The organism is Robertmurraya sp. FSL R5-0851, from assembly GCF_038002965.1.
GTDB classification, from domain to species: Bacteria; Bacillota; Bacilli; order Bacillales; family Cytobacillaceae; genus Robertmurraya_A; species Robertmurraya_A beringensis.
Genome location: NZ_JBBOOE010000002.1, coordinates 269,823 through 290,860 on the forward strand (window position 1 = coordinate 269,823; position 21,038 = coordinate 290,860).

Below are 21,038 nucleotides of genomic sequence, written 5' to 3' on the forward strand. Positions count from 1 at the left end.
AAAACGCTGTAACTAGCATCCATATTAATGGTGTGTTATTCACATAACTTAGTACGTTAAGTACAGATACACCATTTGCAGGTTGTCTTCTGTTCCACCTAATGTTTTCGGTATATATCCATAGATAAATGGAGTCGTTGTAAAAACAGCCAATCCTAGGAAGAAACTGATTACTTCTAAACCTATTAGGTCAACTAAAAGACCTCCAATTAACATTCCTACTAAACTTGCTAGCCTATATAAACCATTATAAGTACCCATGTTTACACCAAGATTATCATCGGTAGATAAATGCATGATAATAAGGAAAGCACCCAACTTGAAAAGTGACCATGCCACGCCCCCATAAGCATCGAAGGATGATCCATATAGAAAAATCACTTGCTAATCCGTAACCAATTGTCGTGATTCCCGATAGAAAAACAGCCAGGGTAATTCCAGTTCGGAAAGACAACTTCTTGTATAAAAAACCTATTACTTACAGGATTCAAAGGAAGCCTCACAAACCGATTTATAGATAGTAGAACCCCTACTTCAATCAAGGAGTTTAAACCAACCCCACTCCAATGAATAGGTAAGACAATGTAAAGCATAGCATCACCAGCTAGGCAAATGGCTGTAATTAATGCCAAAGCAACAATCGACTGTCTATTCTTTTTCCCCATTATTACTATCCTTTTCTATAGGTTCTATTTAGCCAAAAGACCAGCCCTTTTAATGGCTGGTCTTTAGTTCACTTACAACAAGATGTTTTTTCTATTTCAATTTTTATGGGTCCACAACATGAACTTGTAGCAAGCACTTGACCTTTCTTCTCTGTATCACACGTGTTTACGTTTGAAATCGCAGGTTCATCGCAACAACTTGAGACTCCTACACTACATACGCCTGTTTCAGGTAATTCAAGATGAACTTCCTTTGCCCCCTCAAGGTCACCTGTAAGATAAGCTACAACCGATCTTACTTGCTCGTATCCTGTCGCTAATAGGAAAGTCGGTGCTCTTCCGTAACTTTTCATACCAACAATGTATAACCCTGCTTCTGGTTGTCTAAGCTCTGCTTCACCGTGTGGCCGCACTGTCCCACAGCTGTGAACGTTGGGATCAATGAGTGGTGCCAAGGCTTCTACACTCTCAACTGCTGGATCTAGATTTATACGAACTTCATTTAGGAACGAAGTATCTGGTCTAAAACCAGTACTTACAATCAATTGATCTATGCTATTTATAATAGTTTCTTCACTATTGTAGATACCTTTTACTGTTACATGGTTCTCTTCTTGTTTAACAGTATTAATATGAAATGGAGTAAAGACTTTCACAGCACCAGACTCAACCATTTTTCGAATTCTGATACCAAGCTCTCCACGTGCTGGCAAGCCATCCTTCTCTTGTCCCCCATAAACTTGAGAGATATTTGATTTTCTTAATACCCAGATAATATTTGTTTCCGTAAATTCTTCTTTGAGACGTGACAAGTCAAGTAATGCATTGATAGCTGAATGACCACTACCAACAACCATTACTGTCTTGTTAGCGTATTTCTCTTTATGGTCTCCAAGGACATTAGGGATTCCATATTCTATTTTACCTTTTAAGTTTTTCTCGGCCTTGGTCCATAACCCATTTGATAGAACTGGATTAGGTGTTCTCCATGTCCCTGAGGCATCAATAACTGCCCTAACTTCATAAATACTGGTTTGTTCTTCTTTTTCCACATAAATTTCAATAGAAGCTTCTTGTCTCTTCGAAGTTTTTAATTTATCAATACTCTTCCTTACAACTCCGACAACCTGTGTATTCAAATGTAGATTATTACTTATTTCAGGAAGATTACTCAAAGGGAGTAAATAGTCTTGAACAAGTTCAGAACCTGTAGGAATAGCGTTTAGATTAGGCGCAATCCATCCTGTTTGTTCGAGCAAGGATTTCGCTACCTTATCAAGGTTATATTGCCATGGGGAAAACATCTTAACATGTCCCCATTCGAGTACACTTGCACCAACAGAGTGAGCTCTCCTTTTGAAATAAGGTGGGCTGCCGCAGCTAGCCCTACTGGACCTGTTCCAATGATTGCAATTGGTAGTTTTTCAACATTCGTTTTCATATATTTACTCCCTTTCCTTTATATAAGTTTCTAATCTTCAAATTGTTATCAAAAAATTGCAATTTACAACTAACATCTCTGTTTAATGAATCTATGTTTTTAAATAACGTAATAACTTTCGAATGACAAACTTCGAATCAGGCCCGACCCCTCTTAAAGTAGCAGAAGCAAAGGAGCGTTGACCTTCTATCCCTACATAATACAATCCCTCGACTGCGGTACTGACACCAGCTACATGAAGGGGGTCACCATTTAAATCAATTGCTCCAATTCCTATTAAGTGAGGTAGATGATTTCTATATCCAGTTGCAAAAATTACAGTATCCACTGGCTCCTTACTTCCATCTGGCCAAATGACTCCGTCACTATAGAATGAAGTAAACATTTGAAGTTGGTCTGGTTTACCTATTTCAAGATGTTCTTTATATTGTCCAAGATCAATTACTGAATTTGATTTGGGTGCAGTTTTACCAAATCTCCAAAAAGGGAAATGATCAAATCCAGTTATCTTTAGCCAAAAGTGAAGGTCTTGACCTAATACTTTTTGTTTTAGTAGATGAACCTGATTTCTTACTGCTAAAGTTACCTTACTAACCTTTGAAAGCTCAATGGCAATTTGGACAACAGAATTGCCACTTCCAACAACAATTATTCTTTGGTTAATAAAAGTGTCTGGATTACGGTACTCAGAGGAATGAAAAATACGACCTTTAAATAATTCCCTTCCCTTTACCACAGGTATAAACGGATTTCGAAACGAACCTGTAGCATTAATAACTGTTTTAGAATGATACCTCTCACTAGTCTTAATAACAACCGTAAAAATATCATTATTTTTCTCAACAGATATTACTTGCTTATTTACTTCTACTGGAAGTTGGAAATGTTGAATATAGTCATTCAAGTAACTTATTACTTCAGATTTGGTAGGATAATAATCGCGCTGTCCTGGAAATTTCATTCCTGGCAATGATGACGAGTATGCTGGTGAAAACAATCTAAGACTGTCATAATAATTAGGCCAAGAACCTGCTGCAGAGTTACTCAATTCAAGAATTAAAAATTGAAGACCACTTTTTCTTAAATAATACCCAGATGCTAAACCTGCCTGACCTCCACCAATTACAATAGCATCCCAAATTTTATCCATATACGCCTCCACTTTACTTTTAAATTGCAAATTTATAACAAAATGGGAGTTACCCCAAAATATTTCTACAACATACACTAGATTTAGCCATAGCATCATTTAAAAGTTTAATTGAACGTATAACCGTTTCTTTTTCAAACTCATTCATATGAGAAAAAACTTCATTTAAATATGAATTCATCTCATGATCAATAGTGGTTGCAATAAATTTCCCTTCAGTTGTTAGGGAAAGAATACTAATCCTTCTATCATCAGGGTCAGGTGTTTTTTTTACTAAGTTCATTTTTACTAATGATTGTATTTGACGACTAAATGTCGTAATATCAGTTCCGAGTATATCGGCAATTTGTTGGATAGAAGGTTTATGATGGTGGTCGATCTCATAAAGGATATGACTTTGAATGAGGGATATATCATATCCGCCAGTACTACAACAATTTTTATTTAAAAGTCCAAAACGTCTTGTCATCACTTGAAACAATTCTCGAAGATTTTCCAATTTTACCACCTCATCCCTATTATATAAAATAGATTGCAAATTGCAACTATAAATCTTTAATCTTTTCTGAACATAATCCCGAATATGCCGAGTTAAAACTTCGAAATGTTTGTTCCCCATATAACTTTACATTACCTTTAAAAAAGTGTTGAATCATAAATTCTTTTGCCTCTTCAATTTCATAATTCCTGGATGACATGACTAGTTTAAAATAGGACACGAAGTAATCAATTGAGAGAACGCTAGAATGATTCACTGTCATATTCTCTCCCCCTTTAATTAGTTGGGACAATCATCTTTTCCATTGCCATAACATCAACAAACTTCCCATCCAGAATTCCCTGATTTTTAAAAGTACCAACCTCTCGAAATCCATTCTTATTATACAAAGCCTGCCCGATCTTATTATAAGGAAATGTAAAAAGGACGATCCTATAAAACCCATTTTCAATTGCCACTTTCTCAATTTCTTTTAGTAAGAGGCTTCCTACTCCCTTGCCCCTGTAATCCCGAGCAATATAGATCGATAAGTCACCAACACCTGCATATGCGCAACGGCCACTATACTGATTTATCGATGACCAACCTAATACGTGCCCTTCTTGTTCGGCGACAATTATTTTATAACGGCCCTTGTGTTGGTCAAACCAGTTCTTCATATAAGAAAGATCTTTTGTCTCAGATTCTAGAGTTGCTATTCTGTCTTCAATTCCTTGGTTGTATATATTCATAATGGGTTCTAAATCCTTTATGTTTGCTTCCCTAATTAACACTATTTTACCCCCCTAACATTTACCAAGTTATTACTAAATTAAATATAAACCATTTAACTTGCATTTTGCAAGTATTTAATAAATAAAGGGGAAATACTTTCTTTGACTTCCCCTATTGAACTCCCTCAGTTTAATACGATTTTCTCACGAATGCTCGCTTATTCGCAGGATTTCATAACCCTTAAGATTGTATATGCAAAAAGATGGAGTGAAATAAGACGCTTAGGCTTCATGAAGACATGTTTAAATAGAGGAGTTCCATTCAACTCCATATTCTACCATATAATGTACATCTCCACGCGGCCCCTGGCGGCTTTCCCTCCCATGTCTCAACGGGTCATATGCCCTATCATTCCTTCGTTACGCCTATCCAAGGGGTGGAGGCCAGTTGTGCTAAACTAATGGGTCAGTGCCCTTTTGTTGAATAAACCTGGTACTCCGTACATATTTTCATCCTGCAAATAAGCCAACATTCGTATATAATAGTAATTCTATAAAGTTCTCTTCGAGAACAAATCCGTCTACTTCATAATATTTTTAAGCAGCTTGATCGAGTAAAATGTGAACTTTACCAGGACAATATGTCTCATTCCGACGTGCAATTCCGACAAATATACGTGCAAGCTTACCTACTAATTTCAAAATGGACTTCATCTTTTTCATTTTTTTCATATTCACATTGTTGGCATGAATTGCTTTAAATTCGGGGTTATTCGCTACTAAACTCATTGTAGCTAAGAAAAGAAACCTTCGTAATCTAGACCTTCCCCGTTTAGATATGATAATTTGCCCTCTCCACTTACCTGAACTTGCTTCAGATAGGTGTAAGACTGCATGTCGAAGTAGTGAGTTTCCGTGAGAAAAGCCACTTAAATCCCCTGATTCTCCAAGAATTCCAGCTAATGATATTTCACTGATACCCTTTATCGTAAGCAACTTCTTGGCAAACGGTATTTGTTTTAACACTTCCTTAACAGCTAGTTCAACTCTTTCGAGTTGACAAACTGCAAGATCATATTCCTCTAATAATTGTTCCAGATGAAACTTATGAGCATCAAGAGCTTGTCCAGTCCCGATGGACTTTTTGGCAAGATTAATTATTAATTGAGCTTTCTTTAGGCCAGGCTGCCTTTTCATAATAGATTTCCACCCTGTAACAACGTCCTCGGGTTTTAAAGAACGCAGTTCAGTTGGTGAAGGAAATAGACGAAGTGTAGCAATAGCACCTTTTTTCGATATATCCTTAAATACTTGCCTTAGTTCAGGAAAAACCATATCCACCCAACGATTTAATTGATTAATTGACATTACTAGTCGTTTAACCACAATATCTCGATTAGACATTAGAACCCTTAGTTTTTCAAATGACTCTGATGTGTGACGCACAAAAGAGTAATAACCATTTTTCACCATATCAGCAATAACTAAAGCATCCTTTTTACCGCTTTTTGATTGAGTGTTATCACGGTTTTCTTTATTCTTTTTTACTAAGTGGGGATTAACCGTTACAACCTCCACACTCTGTTTAATTAGCCACTTTGAGAGGTTTATCCAGTAGTGTCCCGTAGGTTCCATACCTACTATAATTGAATCTAGTTGGTTTAATTTTTGGAGCCTTTGTATCCACTCCATAAAGAATGAAAAGCCAACTTCACTGTTTTCAAAAGTAAGAGGATCTCCTACTACGATACCTCGGTAATTAACAGCTCTAGCTACATGGAATTGTTGGGCAATATCCACCCCAACAACCAGATGTTTATCAGAAATTCTTTCTATTAGTTGATTTTGTTTGTCTTGCATTTTAAACTTCTATTTGAGCTTCCTCCTTAAGGTTTGAGTTAGAGTGGTGTCTATACTAATATCTTACTGAGGGACTCTCTTTTTATCAAAGCCCAAAAATAACTATCTACAGGAATGCTAAACTCCCTCAATAAACAAAGTGAAAACTCACGTTTTCTCCAGTATTCTCAGTAATTTATAGAACGTTATTATAGAGTTAATGCTCGGTACTATGGTTGGATATATCTTGTAAGGATAAATTTGGGCTTTTGAAGCAAAAAGACTGATAGCTCATTAGCCACTCAATTACAAAAATTGGTGGGTGAGTTAAAATATGATCGCACTGGTGGGGTCACTTTGCATTAGGTTGAGGCGTTTTCTTTTAAATCACCAAATAGTGTTAAAAGAGTACATGAGGACAACTGATGTACGAATAGTTTAGGTGGAATAAAGCTCTAGCTTATTGACAACATAAATAACCAAATCTACTATTTTAAATAGCCGAACTGTTATGACGATATTATTAATAATTGGATTACTCAATTTTCAAGAGTATATAAAGGAGGGGTGATATGAACAAAATCTCAGATGAGGATTGCTGTTCTGTTATTGATGAATTTTTAACTATCATAGGAGGAAAATGGGCATTTTTGGTGATTGGTCATTTGAATAAAGGTGCATTACGATTCAATCAACTTCAACGCAATATTAACACCATTAGCGCCCAGTCTTTAACTAAAACTTTAAAACATTTGGAGAAAAGTGGTATGATTTACCGACATGCACTCCCAACTGTACCTGTTACCGTAGAATATTCCCTAACTGACAAAGGTCAAGATTTCCAAAGCATCCTTGAAGAAATACGTGATTGGGGCCAGAAATGGGAAAAAGAAAATAGTAGCAATTCTACTAAATAGTACTTTTCTTTAACAAGTACCCGCTACCCTGGTTACTGTTAAAAAAGATATATAAATAAAAATGGTCATCCAGAAATATTTTCTGGTTGCCTAATAATACAAACTGAACGTGGTACGAGACTCCGTTATTCAATCCTAAAGAATCAGTAGAATCTATTAGAAACTAAGTTAAGAAGCGCCACCTCCTAAGAAAGTGGACTTTATTATTGGGTTACCTTTTGAACATCTGTTTCATGAACTAGAATACAGCTAATTGATCCAGGATCCTTAATTTCATACTGTCCATATTGTAGCCGTAAATCCACCATATAGACGTTTATTTTCATTCATTATATCTTCTCCTTCCAGTATTAGTGACAATCTTAGATTATGTAAATACTCTATAAGCGTTAAAGACATATGCCTATTATTCTCATGAGAGCCAGAAAGTTTTTCTAAAAGCATAATCCGTACTAAAAGGGAAGAAAGTTATATTTTGGGGTGATCCTTTTTTCATTAAGTATTAACAAATCAGTATCCAGGAATGTATTCCTCGTGGATAGAAAATGCAACCAAAAAATCCCTTAATAAAAAGGGATCACTAAACACTACTTTTATTAGGCTAATAATATTTAAGACCACTTTATACAGTAACATACAAATGAAAAAAGTAGATTATCCTTTAAAAATAACACTTCCCACTTATATATTAGACTACTGTTTCTAATTCTAGTGGTTCAACATGGACATGCACATTATATACTTCATGTTTTATCTTAAGCTCACTTTCGACCTTAGTGGAGATATGATGGGCTTCCTGTAAACTTAGTTCTGAGTGTACTAGTATTACAGCATCAACTACTTGATTATTTCCGTAATTTCTTGCCTTTATGTCTTTAACTTCTTTCACTCCATCAGTCTTAAGGATAGTTTCTTTGTAGATCATTATATCCTCGTCATCAAATCCATCAGTTAAGTGATGAGAAGACTCTCTAAAGATCTCCCATGCTGTTTTACATATTATTAAACCTACTAGAACAGCAGTTAAAGGATCTAACCATGGAAGATTTAATTGTGCTCCCAGAATTCCTATTACAGTTCCTATACTTACTAAAGCATCTGATAAGTTATCTTTTGCAGCTGCCCTACGGTGTTTGTCAAGATAGTTGTCGCATTTAACTTGTTTACTAGTGTAAGAACGTAAGGGTAACTACCGCGCTTTGCTTGGTGGTCTTCTCATCAAAGAACAGAATTCATTCTGTTCTTTGATGAGAAGGGAATGGGTAGTTCAAGCTCAGTCGCAGTGGGGCTATTTTGTTCCATCCTTTTCTATCTTGTCCTTTATTGGGTTTAAAGCCACTGAATCATGTGCACTCCAGTCTCTAGTTGAGCGCGTCCAACGTTCTGGATGCTTTTGTTTCGCTAGTTCATAAACTTCTTTGCGCTTTTTCAGTATCCCAATATGCGCACCTGTATGGCATTGTTCTGGCGTCACAAAATTTATACCACTGTGTAAATGTATACAGTTATACCAATTCACAAATCTTAATGCCCATTCACGTGCAGCCTCAAGTGTTTCAAAGCCTCTGTACGGGAATTCAGGTCGATATTTCAGAGTCCGAAACATTGCTTCAGAATAGGGATTGTCATTACTTACTCTTGGTCTTGAATAAGAGCTTTGGATCCCTAATTTTTCAAGTAATACCTGAAATGTTGCGGCTTTCATGGGACTGCCATTATCGGAATGTAAAACGAGTGGTTTACCTTGGATTTTTTCACTAATAATCGTCTTCTTCATTAAATCTTCAGCGTGTTTTGCCTCCTCTGACTCCCAAATCTCCCAACCTACGATTTTTCTACTAAAAATATCGATAATTAAGTAGAGTCGATAAAACAAGCCTTTCACCGGCCCTTTTAACCACGTTATATCCCATGTCCATACCTGGTTTGGGGCTACTGCTAAATGACTTTCTGGTAATCTACCCTCGGGCTTTTTGCTTCTTCCCCGATGATTTTGCATTTTATGCTCACGAAGAACTCTATAAAAGCTAGATTCGGAGGCGATATAAATGCATTGATCTGCTAATTTTGGCACGATTTGAGTAGGCGGTAGGTCTACAAATTCCTCTTTTTTAACAACCTCCAGTATCTCTTGTTTTTCCTCTATCGTTAATTTATTTTTTGGCTCTGGACGTAACGCAATAGGGCGTTGATCCTCCTTGATTCCACCTTCTGAAATCCAGCGTTCATAGGTGCGAACGCTAATGTTCAATTCTTTACACGCCGGGGCTAATCGCGCACCATTTTGGTTTGCTTCTTGGATGAGTTCTACTGCTAGTGCGCGATCTGACGGGCTGATCATTCGTCCTCTTGGTCCCCCCAGATCGCTTGGGCCTTTTTTCTTAATAGTAATAAGGCTGCAGCTTCTGCCAATGCTTTTTCTTTTTTACGCAAATCTTTCTCTAATGCCTTTCCTCGCTTTTTCTCCTCTTTTAATTCTTGATTTAACTGCTTTGTTTGACTAGATTCTCGCCCATTTGCATTAAGGCATGAATCTCGCCATGCGTCAATCTGTTCTTTATAAAGTCCCTTTTTTCGACAATACTCCGCTAGCTCCGCACCATTCATTGAGTATGTTTCCATAACTATGAGAAACTTATCTTCACTGCTCCAGTGTTCAGAACTTTGTCCATCTCCGGGTGTGGGGTTTCCAGATGATCTAGCCTCTTTTCTCCACTTGTAAAGCGTGGGTTCAGTAATGCCCAACTCTTCACTTAATTGGCCAACCGATTCATTAGTGGGGGGCATCATTCTCTTAATAATTGATGCTTTCTCTTCCTTTGTATAACGTTTACCATTATTACTTTTCATGTCGATCAACCTCCGTGTATGATTTAAACTATACACTAAAGTTCCCTACGACATCTATCCTAACAGAGGGGGCCTAACAGACTGACTTTTTATTTCTCTTGCTAAATTAATGTTGTATCGATAAACAAAATACATAACAATCGCAGAGAATAAACCAACCCATGCAGAGACTAAATTGAGGGACTCATGACTACCTATAACAAACTTATTAATAGCCTCAAAAACAACATTCAATCCCACCGCAGCCATAATAAATGATGCTACCATAGAAGCAACTGTTTCTGCTTTCCAATGTCCGTACGGATGATTCTTATCTGCTGGCTTCTGTGCAAATTTTAGCCCAATTAAAACGGCTATAGAAGCGACAATATCAGTACCATTATTAAGACCATCTGCCCTTAAAGCTTCTGATCCAGACCATAGGCCAACTACTACTTTAACTATTGATAAGAAAATATAAGTAATAATAGTAATAATTGCTCCAAATTCCCCACGTTTGAGGTCTTTATATTTTTCTTTCTCTAACAAAAATACCTCCCTTACCAAGCCAATTTATATTACCAAAACAAAATGCCGTGGGTCTACAGCAACCTTTTTTGTTCGATAAACAAATCTAACCTGGAGAGAAATATGTTTCGCTAGGTAAAAACTAATAGATACATTAAATATTTAACTTTCCTATTCTTCTAAAAAAGTAGCTTACTTTATTTTTCTAAAATAAAAAAACCGTAGAAATACTCTACGGTTTTATAAAAGATATGTGTCCTCTCAGTTTAGGTTATAATATTTGATGAGAAGCCTTTGTTATTATTTATCCCTTATCTTAAGTAGTCTCAGGCTATTTAAAGTAACAAGTAAGGTAGCACCCATGTCTGCAAATATAGCAATCCATAGGGTTAACCAGCCAGGAATAACAAGTAACAAAGCAATTAGCTTGATTCCTAACGAAAAAGTAATATTCTGCTTAATAATCATTAAAGCTTTTCTACTGAGTTTTAAGGAAAAAGGTAATTTACCCAGATCGTCTGCCATGAGAGCAATATCTGCCGTTTCCAGTGCTGTATCTGTTCCTGCACCTCCCATGGCAATCCCTACTGTAGAAGCTGCTAGAGCCGGCGCATCGTTTACACCGTCCCCCACCATAGCAACACGATCACACTTAGCCCTTAATTCTTTAATAAAGGCTAACTTATCTTGTGGAAGTAACTCTGCCTTTACGTCAGAAACCCCAACTTGAGCCCCTATCGCTTTAGCGGTTCCTAGGTTATCACCTGTCAGCATAATCGTTTTTTGTACACCTAGTGAGTGTAACTTGTTAATAACAGCTTTACTATTTTCCCTTACCACGTCAGCTACAGCGATAAGTGCCATAATGTGTTTAGATGTGCCAGACACCATGACTGTTTTACCTTGATTTTGTAATTCAGTAATTAAAGTCTTAAGGTCATTAGGAATCCCACCAGCTAAAAGCTCTTCAAATAAGCTAGGGCTACCAACATAATAGGATTGGTTATCTACAGTACCTTTAATTCCTTTACCGGTGATTGAAGTAAAATCATCAACTGTCGTACTTTGATAAGGTAAAATCATTTGTTCAGCTCTTTTCATGATGGCTGAAGCTAACGGATGTTGAGAACCATTTTCTAACGCAGCAACTATGGTAAGGTGTTCATGATCATCTACATCTTGTTGTGGAAGATAATCTGTTACAACAGGAACTCCCTTGGTTAACGTTCCTGTTTTATCAAAGGCTATTGCTTTAATCGCACCCAATTCTTCTAAGTGAATCCCACCTTTAATAAGAACCCCATTTCTAGCTGCATTACCAATCGCTGTGACAATGGAGACAGGGGTGGAAATAACTAAAGCACATGGACAACCCACAACTAAAACGGCTAGTCCCTGATAAATCCATGTATTCCAATCTGTACTGAAAAATAAAGGCGGAATGACAGCCACTCCTAAAGCAATGAGCATGATTACTGGGGTATAGTATTTAGCGAACCGATCCACAAATGCTTGAGATGGAGCACGTTCTGCTTGTGCTTCTTCAACCAAATGGATGATTTTTGAAATTGTGGTATCATCCACATGCTTAGTTACTTTAACTTCGAGTAACCCTTCCTCATTTAAAGTTCCTGCAAACACTTCATCATTTTCACCTTTGGATACTGGAACAGATTCACCCGTAATAGCCGACTGATTAACAGAAGATAACCCTTTTACAACCACACCATCCATTGCAATCTTCTGCCCTGGTTTGACTACCATAATATCGCCAATTTGAATATCCTCTACTGCTACCATAAGTTCTTTTGACCCTCTTCTTATGAGGGCTTCTCGTGGAGCAATATCCATTAAAGAGCGTATAGATTGACGTGCTTTGTCCATGGAGTAAGTTTCTAAGGCTTCACTGATAGCAAACAGGATAACCACTGTCGCTCCTTCACCCCATTCTCCAATAATCGCAGCACCTATCACCGCAATAGTCATGAGTGTCTTCATATCAAATTGGAGACGTAATAAATTTTTTAATCCAGTTGTAAATAATCTATAGCCACCCACTAGAATGGAAGCACCATAAGCTATAATAGAAGGTAAGCTTTCTTCTCCATACTGGTTACCTGAAAACCAACCCATTAATAGAAAAATTAGAGACATAATTACAGTGGCGTGTTTTTGGAAAAAGGGTTCTTTCTTTTCATCAAAACGTTCATTTTCAGGTATTACTTTTATATTCTCAAAAGCGCCTGCTTTTTCTAATTCTTCGATCGTTGTGTCACCGTATACCGTTACTTTGGAAGCACCAAAATTTACAATCGCATCAGAAACACCATCCAGGTGTTTTACGTTCTTTTCGAACTTTGTCGCACAGCCAGCTCAGGAGAATCCTTGGACTCGATATACTGCCTTTTTACTTGTTTGTTCAACTGCTTCACCCATGAGTTTTTATCTCCTTTTGATGCATAATTGCAATCATTATAAGTTGTTTTACATGATCATCATCAAGAGAGTAAAAAACTAATTTACCCTCCTTACGGTATTTAGCTAACCCTAAGTTTCTAAGAAGTCTTAAGTGATGGGATGCCGTTGCCGTGGTACAACCGACGATATTAGCTACATCACAAACACAAAGTTCATCTTCCTCACTTAAAGAGTAAGCAATTTTAATTCTAGTGTCATCTGAAAGGGCCTTAAATATTTGTGCAACAGTAAGGGTATCTACTGCAGAAATTGACTCTTTACCTTTTTTTACCTTTTCTTCGTCCACACAGGATATTTCACAGATATCTTCTTCTTTCATAAATTCACCCCTTTATTCAAATGTTCGTTTGATTATCAGTATATGTAATTAAAGTTTAATGGTCAATTACTATTGGGAGTAATTTATGATATTTTATCTTTAAATGATTATAATTAATTATCAATTGTTGCTACATATATTTCCGTCTTGCACATAGTATCCACATCATTAACATACATAGTGTTTAGTTGAGAGAAACACCTCCAACACCTTACTAAAAACAAGGTTCTTGTCACCAATTTAGTCTTGCTAAAAGGGTTGTAATTTCTACCTCTAATATCCCTTATAAAAAAACTCCCTCAACTAATAAGTGATTAATCCAGACATTTTATTTTTCTCTAATTTTTATAGGGGCCATTTTATATAAAATACCCTCTATTTCATTGCATTATCTTGAACGGATAAAATTTAAGTATATAAGCAAACAAACTCACTGGACTTACAACAAGTAATTGTTGGTTATCATAGAAGATATTAGCTATTTTTGTTGACATATATTTTATGCAGTCCAATTCTTAAATTCTAATTTCTCTGAAAAAATCCTTTAAAAATTAACTAAAATATTTCTATGAACAACATATATCTTATATAGAAGATGATAGATTTTTTTAAGATAATAAGATGGGAATTTGAGAACGATTGCATTGTATCTATTTACTCATTATAAAACACTTTAAAGAAATAATGACTCATTTCTTTAAAATTCTTCCTTATGTAATACGTTAATGTAATACGTTAATCCAATTGTCAATTGCAATGGAAATCATCTTTGTTGTTAACAAAGTTTGTCGAATAAATGCGTTGATTGTAAACAAGAGATTAAATTTGTAAATAAAATGTAAATGCCATTTGTGTTAATTATATTCTCTATGAGATACCATTGAACTATCCAAAAAAAATATTAAACTACACTATTAAGAAAACACCGAACACCCTAGTATTATAGAACTAAATTCAGGAGAAAGGAATAAACATTTTTGTTATCTATATATTTACAATATAAACACCCTACGTTAACAAGCACTTAAAACTACTAAAATATTATATTACATGTAAACCAAATTAGGAGGAAAAAAGAATTTAAAAAAGAAAATTATACCTTTTGCAATTGTTACTTCCTTAGCTCTTACTAGTTTTACAGGATCTTTCTCCTCAGTTGAAGCCAAAGATAATAGCCAAAATACCGGTAAAGTAAAAAATGTTATCTTTTTAATAGGGGATGGAATGGGTACATCTTATACTTCAGCATACCGTTATCTTAAGGATGATCCAACTACAAAAATTACAGAAAAAACAGCCTTTGATCAATATCTAGTCGGACAGCAAATGACATATCCGGAAGATCCATCACAAAATGTTACAGATTCAGCTTCTGCTGCAACAGCCATATCAGCTGGAATTAAAACATACAACAATACAATTGCTGTAGATAATGATGAAACTGAAGTAAAAACCGTACTAGAAGCAGCTAAAGAGAAAGGCAAATCAACTGGCATTGTCGCTACTTCTGAAATTACACATGCTACCCCTGCTTCTTACGGGTCTCACGATAGTAGCCGTAAAAATATGAATAGTATAGCTGATGATTATTATGAAGAGTTAATCAATGGAAAACATAAATTAGATGTTATGCTCGGTGGAGGAACTGACCTATTTGTACGACAGGACCGTAACCTAGTAGAAGAATTTCAAAAAGATGATTATAGTTACGTAACAAATCGAAATGATTTACTGAATAATAAAGATGAGCAAGTTCTTGGCTTGTTTGCACCAACAGGTATGCCTAAAGCGATAGACCGTGAAAATGATACTCCTTCCTTAGAGGAAATGACAAAAACCGCAATTGATCGCTTACAAAAGGATAAAGATGGTTTCTTCCATATGGTTGAAGGAAGCCAAGTTGATTGGGCCGGTCATGATAACGATATCGTTGGGGCTATGAGTGAGATGGAGGATTTTGAGAAAGCATTCAAAGCAGGAATTGAATTCGCTAAAAAGGATAAGAATACATTAGTTATTGCCACAGCAGACCACTCTACAGGTGGCTTTTCTATAGGGGCTAACGGAAATTATAACTGGTTTGGTGAGCCAATCAAATCAGCAAAACGCACTCCAGATTTTATGGCTAATCAAATTTTAAATGGCGAAAACGTGGAGGAAACTTTAAAACAATTCATTAGTCTTGACTTATCTAATAAAGAAATTCAAACTGTTAAAGATGCAGCTGTAACTAAAAACTTCACAAATATAGACAATGCCATTGAAAATATTTTTAATGAACGTTCTAAGACTGGCTGGACAACTGGTGGACATACCGGTGAAGACGTCCCAGTATATGCCTTCGGTCCATCAAGTGATAAATTTGTTGGCAGTATTGACAATACTGACCACGCAAAAATTATCTTTGATTTATTGAAATCTAAAATTAACATTAACGATAAATAACTTGAAAAAATAAAAGAATGTCCATTGTAATCTACAATGGACATTCTTTTTAACATAGGGGAGTTAAAATGAAAAAAGCAATATTTCTATGTTTAATATTATCTATTATATTAATAGGTTGCTCCAATAATAGTAATACTACTAATAAATCTGTTACAACAGAGAGAAATCAAGATATAAAATCAAATTCAACAAATTCTAACAATGGAATACCAAGTTACTATCAAGATTATATTGTTAGTCCTCAAGTGATAGATGACAGGACTATACTAGAGATAGGGCAATCGTTTAAAGATCATAAAGGTGAGGGAATATTAAAGGCAATAAATAATGAAACTAATACTTTTCTTATAGGTCAAATCGAATTAACTATAAGAGAAGTAAAGATACTCCAATTTAAACCAGATTATAGCTTAATTGATTTCTATCACTCTTATACTCAAGCTCAAGAGTTTGATTTTATTAAACTATTTGTAGAAATAAAAAACACGTCAAATAAACCTCTAAAATTTGCACCTGCTGCAATAATAAACACCAATTCAGGTGAGAAAAAGACATGGGAAGATGATATTTACCTAGAGGAATTAAATGGACAAATAGAAGCAAATGCAAAGAAAAAGGGTAACATAGGTTTTATTTTAGAAGAATCAGACATTGACTCGATAGAGATTACAACAAGCGATGTTTTTAATCAAACAGATAAAAAAATAACTGATGCTGGAAAGATCCAAATTGAATTTTAGTATCTTCTTATGTTCAATTCCAACCTAGAACTAATATATAATTTTCTATTATATCTTTTTCCATATTTTTATTGAAAAAGGAACTTAGGCTTCAAAATAAATTTTGAAACCTAAGTTCTTTTTTCTCAGTGATTAAATTTTTTTTAGGCATATGAATGTAGACCAGCAATAATTAGATTAACGAATATTAGATTGAAAATAATAATACCAAAACCTATTACTCCAAGCCAAGCTGATTTCTCACCATGCCATCCTTTCGATAGACGGAGGTGTAAATAGGCAGCATAAAATAACCACGTAATTAAGGCCCATACCTCTTTAGGATCCCATCCCCAGAAACGAGTCCAGGCTATTTGCGCCCAAATCATTGCAAAAATAAGAGCCCCTAAAGTAAATATTGGGAAACCGATTGCAACTGACCTGTATCCAATTTCATCGACCAAATCAAGTTTGATATTTTTTGTTAATGGCTGAAGAACTGCAGCAATTCTCTTTTTAAAAATAAATCTAAGAATTCCATATAGAATTAAACCTGTAACAGCAGACCAAACCACCGTGTTTAATTTACCTGCTGCGACGATTGCTGGTACCTCAACAAGAGCTTCCATTTTACCTTTTGTAAGTAATTCTCCTTGATTTGGCCCTATAATTGAAGGTAAATTATACGTCAATTCAACCACCTGATCATTTTTATCAACCCACTTATAGACCGCCTCATACCCTATTCCTCTAAATATACTTGTAATTACCACAAATGCAAGCGTCGCCACAATCGTGTACAAGACCACCTCTAGCCAAAAATTCCCTTTTGAGCTTTTTGTCTGATCAACAGAACGAATTAGATAAATTACACCTGCAATAAAACTACTCGCTAAAATAGCTGATCCTAGTGCCGTTGTTGTTACATGGATAGCGAGCCAATCACTTTGTAGAGCGGGTATTAATGGAGCAATATCTGTTGGAAACATGCTCCCATAAGCAATAATCAACAATGTAATTGGTAAAGTAAACAAACCGAGTATAGCTACCTTGTAAATAAAATAAAGTATAATGAATGAAAGAACCATCATCATGCTAAAAGCAGTTATAAACTCGAACATATTACTAACAGGCGCTTGTCCAGATGCAACCCATCGTGTAATAAAATAACCCAAATGTGAAACAAAAGCTAGGATGGTGACAATTATTGCGACTGTCGCCCATTTGCTCGGTTTTTCGTATAGCTTTCTTTTATCTCGAATGGCTCCACCAAATAAAAATGTTGCAACTAGATAAAGTAAGAATGCTGTATATAGTAAATTACTACTTAAAGCTACCACATTTATTCCTCCTCTATTTATTTTTAGTAGTTTCGTTTGATTGGTCGGATAGTTTATTAATGCTGGATTCTTTTAAAATACCGTTTATTTCGTTTCGCATTCCATACCAATTTTTATTTGTATGTGCTGCAATTAATAAGCTGTCACCGACTCTTCTAATCCATATTCGTCTATGATTCCAGTACATTCCTTGAATAACTCCAATCATGAAAATAGCTCCCCCTACACCAAGAAACCATAGAGTATGGTCTTTCCGAACTGTCAAAGCCGAAAGGTTTTTCGTTTCAAGGCCTTCAAATTTTAGTTTTAATTGATTGTCTTCCACTGGGTCGAGCGTTTGTTGGATGGCAACAAAGCTTTTTTCGCCTTCTGGTTTTGCAGGAGATATCATATTAAAAACAAATGCTGGGTTGTCGGGAACTCGGCTTTTTGTATCAGGTTCACCTTCGTTATTGAAATAGAAGTTTGGAAAATAAGTAACTATTTCGACTTTATACCCATCGCCTAAATCATACTCCTTCTTTGGATCCAGCAAATCTACAGTAATCTTACCAAAACTTTCTTCTGTCTCTTTGTCTATTAAACTAAAAGTAAACTTATTCAATTCATTTAATTTATAAGAAGTCTGGTAAAGAGCATATGAATCGTATTTTAAGGGATAATTTACTCTTATTTGTTCATTCTTCACCTTTTTTAATTCGGGCTTCGATCCATGAACAATTTCCCCTTTTCGTTCATACAAAGTCACATTTGTTTGGAAGTTTTTTACTACATTTCCATCTCCAACTCTTGTAAGAGTATTTCCAAAAACTTCATCCTCTTGTTCTTTTTGATAAGTATCAATAATGAACTTATCACTGCTTAAATAATATTTCCCATCTGTCCCTGGGATAACACTTGTTTCACCGTCACGAATCCAAAGCATTTCGTCTATGTACATTCCTGGAACAAATCTCAACATCCCACCCATAAGGAAGATAATAAGGCCGACATGATTTACATAAGGTCCCCATCTTGAAAATCGATTTTTTTCAGCTAAAATATTACCATTTTCCTCCGATACATTATAACGTTTTCCTTTTAATTTAGATTTTAGCAACGTCAATTGCTCATTAATGTTCTCTGTCACAATGGTTTCACTTAAAAGGCGCTGTCTGCGCATGAAACTTTCATGCCGTGTAATCCCTTGTTTTTTCAAAGCCCGATATAGTGGAATAAACCGGTCTAAACTTGCAATAACAAGTGATATACCGAGAGCTGCAATTAATAAAAAATACCACCATGAACCATAAAGATTGTGAAAACCTAATTCAAAATACATTTGACCAAGAAATCCATATTTTTCCTTATAGAACTCTTGTGGAACAACGGTTGGAGGAATATACATCTCTTGAGGGAAAATTGTTCCAATTGCAGATGCAATTAAAAGAAGAACAATTATCCAAACTCCCACTTTAACGGATGGAAAAAAGTTCCAAATTTTATCAATAATTGATTTTTTATACGTTTGTGAGCGTCTGGCACCTCCATCATATCTCATATCCAGTAGAGTATTTGAACCTTCTCCTCTGTTATCACTGATAGTTCGTCCACAAGATTCACAAAGAACCGTTCCATATGGAATGGAATAACCACATTCACATTTGACAAGTTCCATTCTAAAAGCGCCTAACCAATATTAATTATTTTTATAATATAGAATGGTAGAGTGACAAAGATTAAACAGGAATTACTTGTGAAAACATATTTATTAAAACTCCCCCTTTTTTTATTTGAATCTTGACATAATTCCCTATTAATTTTAATCTAGAAACACAAAATACTCAAATAATTATTTGAATGTTTTAAAGATATTATGCGAGGGGGTAAATAATAGGAACTCTATATTATAATGTTGAGGTGAAAAATCTTGTACTGGATTGCTCTTATCACACTAGCAATTGACCAACTTGCTAAATATATGACCAGAAACTTTATGGAATATGGTGAAACCATTCCTATTATTAATAACTTTTTCCATCTAACCTCCCATCGTAATCCAGGAGCTGCATGGGGAATTTTTTCGGGACAAAAATTCTTTCTAATCAGCATAGCTTTTATTGCCATTATTGCAATGATCTTTTATTCCCGAAAAGTAACGGATAAACTAACACGATTAGCCATTGGTTTTTTTATTGGTGGTGCCGCTGGCAATGTAACAGATCGATTAATCTTCGGAGAAGTAACTGATATGTTTGATATCCGATTTATAAATTACCCCATTTTCAACACAGCAGATGTCTTCCTTATTAGTGGGGTATTCTTATTACTAATAGGTACTTTTAGAGAAGCAAAAACGGAGAGAAATCAATCCAATTAGACCCAACCACTAAATAAACTCAATAATCTTTTTCAAAAATTTAAAGTCCCTTTGGAATCTCCAAAGGGACTTTTTTGAATAAACTAGCCTACTTGACCAAATTCAAAATGGCATTTAAAGTTTCATTCTCAACCATGATATATATACCTAATCCAATAAATACAATAGGGATAATCCATCTTCCGAATTTTTCTAATACTTCAGATACATGTCTGAAAGCTGCCAATCGATTACCTATGAAACACCAGACTGCCACCATTATGAAAAAGATAACAACAGTGATCCACAATTCACTTGAATTTAGAGTAGAAAAGTAAGGTACATAGATTCCAATGTTATCCCCACCATTAGCAAATGTAATAAAAGCGACACTCAAGAATAATTTATTAAATTTTCCAGAATTCAAACTAGATAGGATTGCTCCTTCATCCTCATCTTCACCCATAATAAAAAGTTTAATTCCTAGATAGATTGGAATTAAACCAAGTAAACCAACCCATTGCTCAGGTATTATCATAAGACCGAAATTACCTAACAGACTAACCAAAACTAATAAGGCAAAACCTAAATATTGACCAATGACTATATCTCTAGGGTAGATTAGTTTAGTTTTTGTGTGCATGTTAACCTTCCTACTGTCATTTGCTTTAGCCTGTGCATTTGCCTGAGAGAACAGAAGCATTAAAACAAAAATGTCATCAATATTGGTTACTATGAAAGCACCAATTGCAGATATAACGACTATTGCCATTTTTATCAACTCCACTATGATTTCAATAAAATATTAGTACATG

At 35.3% G+C, this 21,038-nt stretch carries 19 protein-coding genes and 3 pseudogenes; 4 read left to right on the forward strand and 18 right to left on the reverse strand.

Features of this window, described 5'->3' with window-relative positions; genetic code table 11:
* Positions 1–48: 48 nt before the first annotated feature.
* The 9 genes from MKX65_RS25580 to MKX65_RS25620 form a co-directional block, all read right to left on the reverse strand.
* Positions 49–339, reverse strand: a complete 291-nt coding sequence (locus MKX65_RS25580) for an MFS transporter (protein ID WP_160547535.1) — start codon at positions 337–339, stop codon at positions 49–51.
* A gap of 38 nt (positions 340–377) precedes the next feature.
* The gene (locus MKX65_RS25585; protein WP_160547534.1) at positions 378–665 is read right to left on the reverse strand and encodes a hypothetical protein; all 288 of its coding nucleotides are present in this window, start codon (positions 663–665) and stop codon (positions 378–380) included.
* Between the two features lie 68 nt (positions 666–733).
* Positions 734–1,969 (reverse strand): NAD(P)-binding domain-containing protein, encoded by a 1,236-nt coding sequence (locus MKX65_RS25590; protein ID WP_340906707.1) that lies wholly within the window; start codon positions 1,967–1,969, stop codon positions 734–736.
* Positions 1,933–2,106 carry a hypothetical protein gene (locus MKX65_RS25595; RefSeq protein ID WP_340906710.1) on the reverse strand — a complete coding sequence of 58 codons (174 nt, stop codon included), beginning with the start codon at positions 2,104–2,106 and terminating at the stop codon, positions 1,933–1,935. Before MKX65_RS25595 ends, MKX65_RS25590 begins: the two co-directional genes overlap by 37 nt.
* 91 nt (positions 2,107–2,197) lie before the next feature.
* Positions 2,198–3,256, reverse strand: coding sequence for an NAD(P)-binding domain-containing protein (locus MKX65_RS25600; protein WP_160547533.1), 1,059 nt, complete (start codon positions 3,254–3,256; stop codon positions 2,198–2,200).
* A gap of 49 nt (positions 3,257–3,305) precedes the next feature.
* Positions 3,306–3,755 (reverse strand): MarR family transcriptional regulator, encoded by a 450-nt coding sequence (locus MKX65_RS25605; protein WP_160547532.1) that lies wholly within the window; start codon positions 3,753–3,755, stop codon positions 3,306–3,308.
* 46 nt (positions 3,756–3,801) lie between these two features.
* On the reverse strand, positions 3,802–4,017 hold the full coding sequence (locus MKX65_RS25610) for a hypothetical protein (RefSeq protein ID WP_160547531.1): 216 nt from the start codon (positions 4,015–4,017) through the stop codon (positions 3,802–3,804).
* 13 nt (positions 4,018–4,030) lie between these two features.
* On the reverse strand, positions 4,031–4,528 hold the full coding sequence (locus MKX65_RS25615) for an arsinothricin resistance N-acetyltransferase ArsN1 family A (protein ID WP_340906713.1): 498 nt from the start codon (positions 4,526–4,528) through the stop codon (positions 4,031–4,033).
* Between the two features lie 537 nt (positions 4,529–5,065).
* Complete coding sequence (locus MKX65_RS25620; RefSeq protein WP_160547530.1) at positions 5,066–6,328, reverse strand: IS110 family transposase; 1,263 nt, start codon at positions 6,326–6,328, stop codon at positions 5,066–5,068.
* 551 nt (positions 6,329–6,879) lie between these two features.
* On the opposite strand from MKX65_RS25620, the gene MKX65_RS25625 reads away from it, so the two are divergent.
* The gene (locus tag MKX65_RS25625; protein WP_160547529.1) at positions 6,880–7,224 is read left to right on the forward strand and encodes a winged helix-turn-helix transcriptional regulator; all 345 of its coding nucleotides are present in this window, start codon (positions 6,880–6,882) and stop codon (positions 7,222–7,224) included.
* Positions 7,225–7,427: 203 nt separating this feature from the next.
* On the opposite strand, the gene MKX65_RS25630 is transcribed toward MKX65_RS25625, so the two are convergent.
* From MKX65_RS25630 to MKX65_RS25655, 6 genes and pseudogenes are all read right to left on the reverse strand, one after another.
* A complete protein-coding gene (locus MKX65_RS25630) occupies positions 7,428–7,550 on the reverse strand; it encodes a hypothetical protein (RefSeq protein ID WP_340906716.1) in 123 nt (40 codons plus the stop codon).
* Positions 7,551–7,912: 362 nt separating this feature from the next.
* A pseudogene (locus tag MKX65_RS25635) lies at positions 7,913–8,347 on the reverse strand (cation diffusion facilitator family transporter); the annotation flags it as partial.
* A 165-nt stretch (positions 8,348–8,512) separates the two neighbouring features.
* A pseudogene (locus MKX65_RS25640) lies at positions 8,513–10,074 on the reverse strand (IS3 family transposase).
* A gap of 75 nt (positions 10,075–10,149) precedes the next feature.
* A pseudogene (locus MKX65_RS25645) lies at positions 10,150–10,602 on the reverse strand (cation diffusion facilitator family transporter); the annotation flags it as partial.
* 279 nt (positions 10,603–10,881) lie between these two features.
* Entirely contained in the window at positions 10,882–13,017 is a 2,136-nt protein-coding gene (locus MKX65_RS25650; protein ID WP_340906718.1) for a heavy metal translocating P-type ATPase, read from the reverse strand.
* On the reverse strand, positions 13,010–13,378 hold the full coding sequence (locus MKX65_RS25655) for a metalloregulator ArsR/SmtB family transcription factor (protein WP_160547526.1): 369 nt from the start codon (positions 13,376–13,378) through the stop codon (positions 13,010–13,012). The genes MKX65_RS25650 and MKX65_RS25655 overlap by 8 nt, the downstream gene beginning before the upstream one ends.
* Before the next feature lie 1,092 nt (positions 13,379–14,470).
* Between MKX65_RS25655 and MKX65_RS25660 the strand changes: the two genes are divergently transcribed.
* Both MKX65_RS25660 and MKX65_RS25665 read left to right on the forward strand, forming a co-directional pair.
* A complete protein-coding gene (locus tag MKX65_RS25660) occupies positions 14,471–15,823 on the forward strand; it encodes an alkaline phosphatase (RefSeq protein WP_340906950.1) in 1,353 nt (450 codons plus the stop codon).
* Between the two features lie 68 nt (positions 15,824–15,891).
* On the forward strand, positions 15,892–16,566 hold the full coding sequence (locus MKX65_RS25665) for a hypothetical protein (RefSeq protein ID WP_160547524.1): 675 nt from the start codon (positions 15,892–15,894) through the stop codon (positions 16,564–16,566).
* Between the two features lie 143 nt (positions 16,567–16,709).
* On the opposite strand, the gene ccsB is transcribed toward MKX65_RS25665, so the two are convergent.
* Both ccsB and resB read right to left on the reverse strand, forming a co-directional pair.
* Positions 16,710–17,885 carry a c-type cytochrome biogenesis protein CcsB gene (gene ccsB / locus MKX65_RS25670; RefSeq protein WP_340906721.1) on the reverse strand — a complete coding sequence of 392 codons (1,176 nt, stop codon included), beginning with the start codon at positions 17,883–17,885 and terminating at the stop codon, positions 16,710–16,712.
* Between the two features lie 13 nt (positions 17,886–17,898).
* Positions 17,899–19,542: a cytochrome c biogenesis protein ResB gene (gene resB, locus MKX65_RS25675; protein ID WP_160547523.1), complete on the reverse strand. Its 1,644-nt coding sequence runs from the start codon at positions 19,540–19,542 to the stop codon at positions 17,899–17,901.
* Between the two features lie 252 nt (positions 19,543–19,794).
* Here resB and lspA point away from each other — a divergent pair, with 252 nt between their 5' ends.
* Entirely contained in the window at positions 19,795–20,244 is a 450-nt protein-coding gene (lspA, locus tag MKX65_RS25680; RefSeq protein ID WP_160547522.1) for a signal peptidase II, read from the forward strand.
* Positions 20,245–20,332: 88 nt separating this feature from the next.
* On the opposite strand, the gene MKX65_RS25685 is transcribed toward lspA, so the two are convergent.
* Positions 20,333–20,995, reverse strand: a complete 663-nt coding sequence (locus tag MKX65_RS25685; protein ID WP_160547521.1) for a CadD family cadmium resistance transporter — start codon at positions 20,993–20,995, stop codon at positions 20,333–20,335.
* Positions 20,996–21,038: the final 43 nt, after the last annotated feature.

Coding starts and splice junctions, on each gene's coding strand:
- resB (WP_160547523.1), bottom strand. CDS start 19,542: ATGGAACTTGTCAAATGTGAATGTGGTTATTCCATTCCATATGGAACG.
- MKX65_RS25665 (WP_160547524.1), top strand. CDS start 15,892: ATGAAAAAAGCAATATTTCTATGTTTAATATTATCTATTATATTAATA.
- MKX65_RS25625 (WP_160547529.1), top strand. CDS start 6,880: ATGAACAAAATCTCAGATGAGGATTGCTGTTCTGTTATTGATGAATTT.
- MKX65_RS25610 (WP_160547531.1), bottom strand. CDS start 4,017: ATGACAGTGAATCATTCTAGCGTTCTCTCAATTGATTACTTCGTGTCC.
- MKX65_RS25630 (WP_340906716.1), bottom strand. CDS start 7,550: ATGAAAATAAACGTCTATATGGTGGATTTACGGCTACAATATGGACAG.
- MKX65_RS25620 (WP_160547530.1), bottom strand. CDS start 6,328: ATGCAAGACAAACAAAATCAACTAATAGAAAGAATTTCTGATAAACAT.
- MKX65_RS25685 (WP_160547521.1), bottom strand. CDS start 20,995: ATGGCAATAGTCGTTATATCTGCAATTGGTGCTTTCATAGTAACCAAT.
- MKX65_RS25590 (WP_340906707.1), bottom strand. CDS start 1,969: ATGTTTTCCCCATGGCAATATAACCTTGATAAGGTAGCGAAATCCTTG.
- MKX65_RS25595 (WP_340906710.1), bottom strand. CDS start 2,106: ATGAAAACGAATGTTGAAAAACTACCAATTGCAATCATTGGAACAGGT.
- MKX65_RS25655 (WP_160547526.1), bottom strand. CDS start 13,378: ATGAAAGAAGAAGATATCTGTGAAATATCCTGTGTGGACGAAGAAAAG.
- MKX65_RS25600 (WP_160547533.1), bottom strand. CDS start 3,256: ATGGATAAAATTTGGGATGCTATTGTAATTGGTGGAGGTCAGGCAGGT.
- MKX65_RS25585 (WP_160547534.1), bottom strand. CDS start 665: ATGGGGAAAAAGAATAGACAGTCGATTGTTGCTTTGGCATTAATTACA.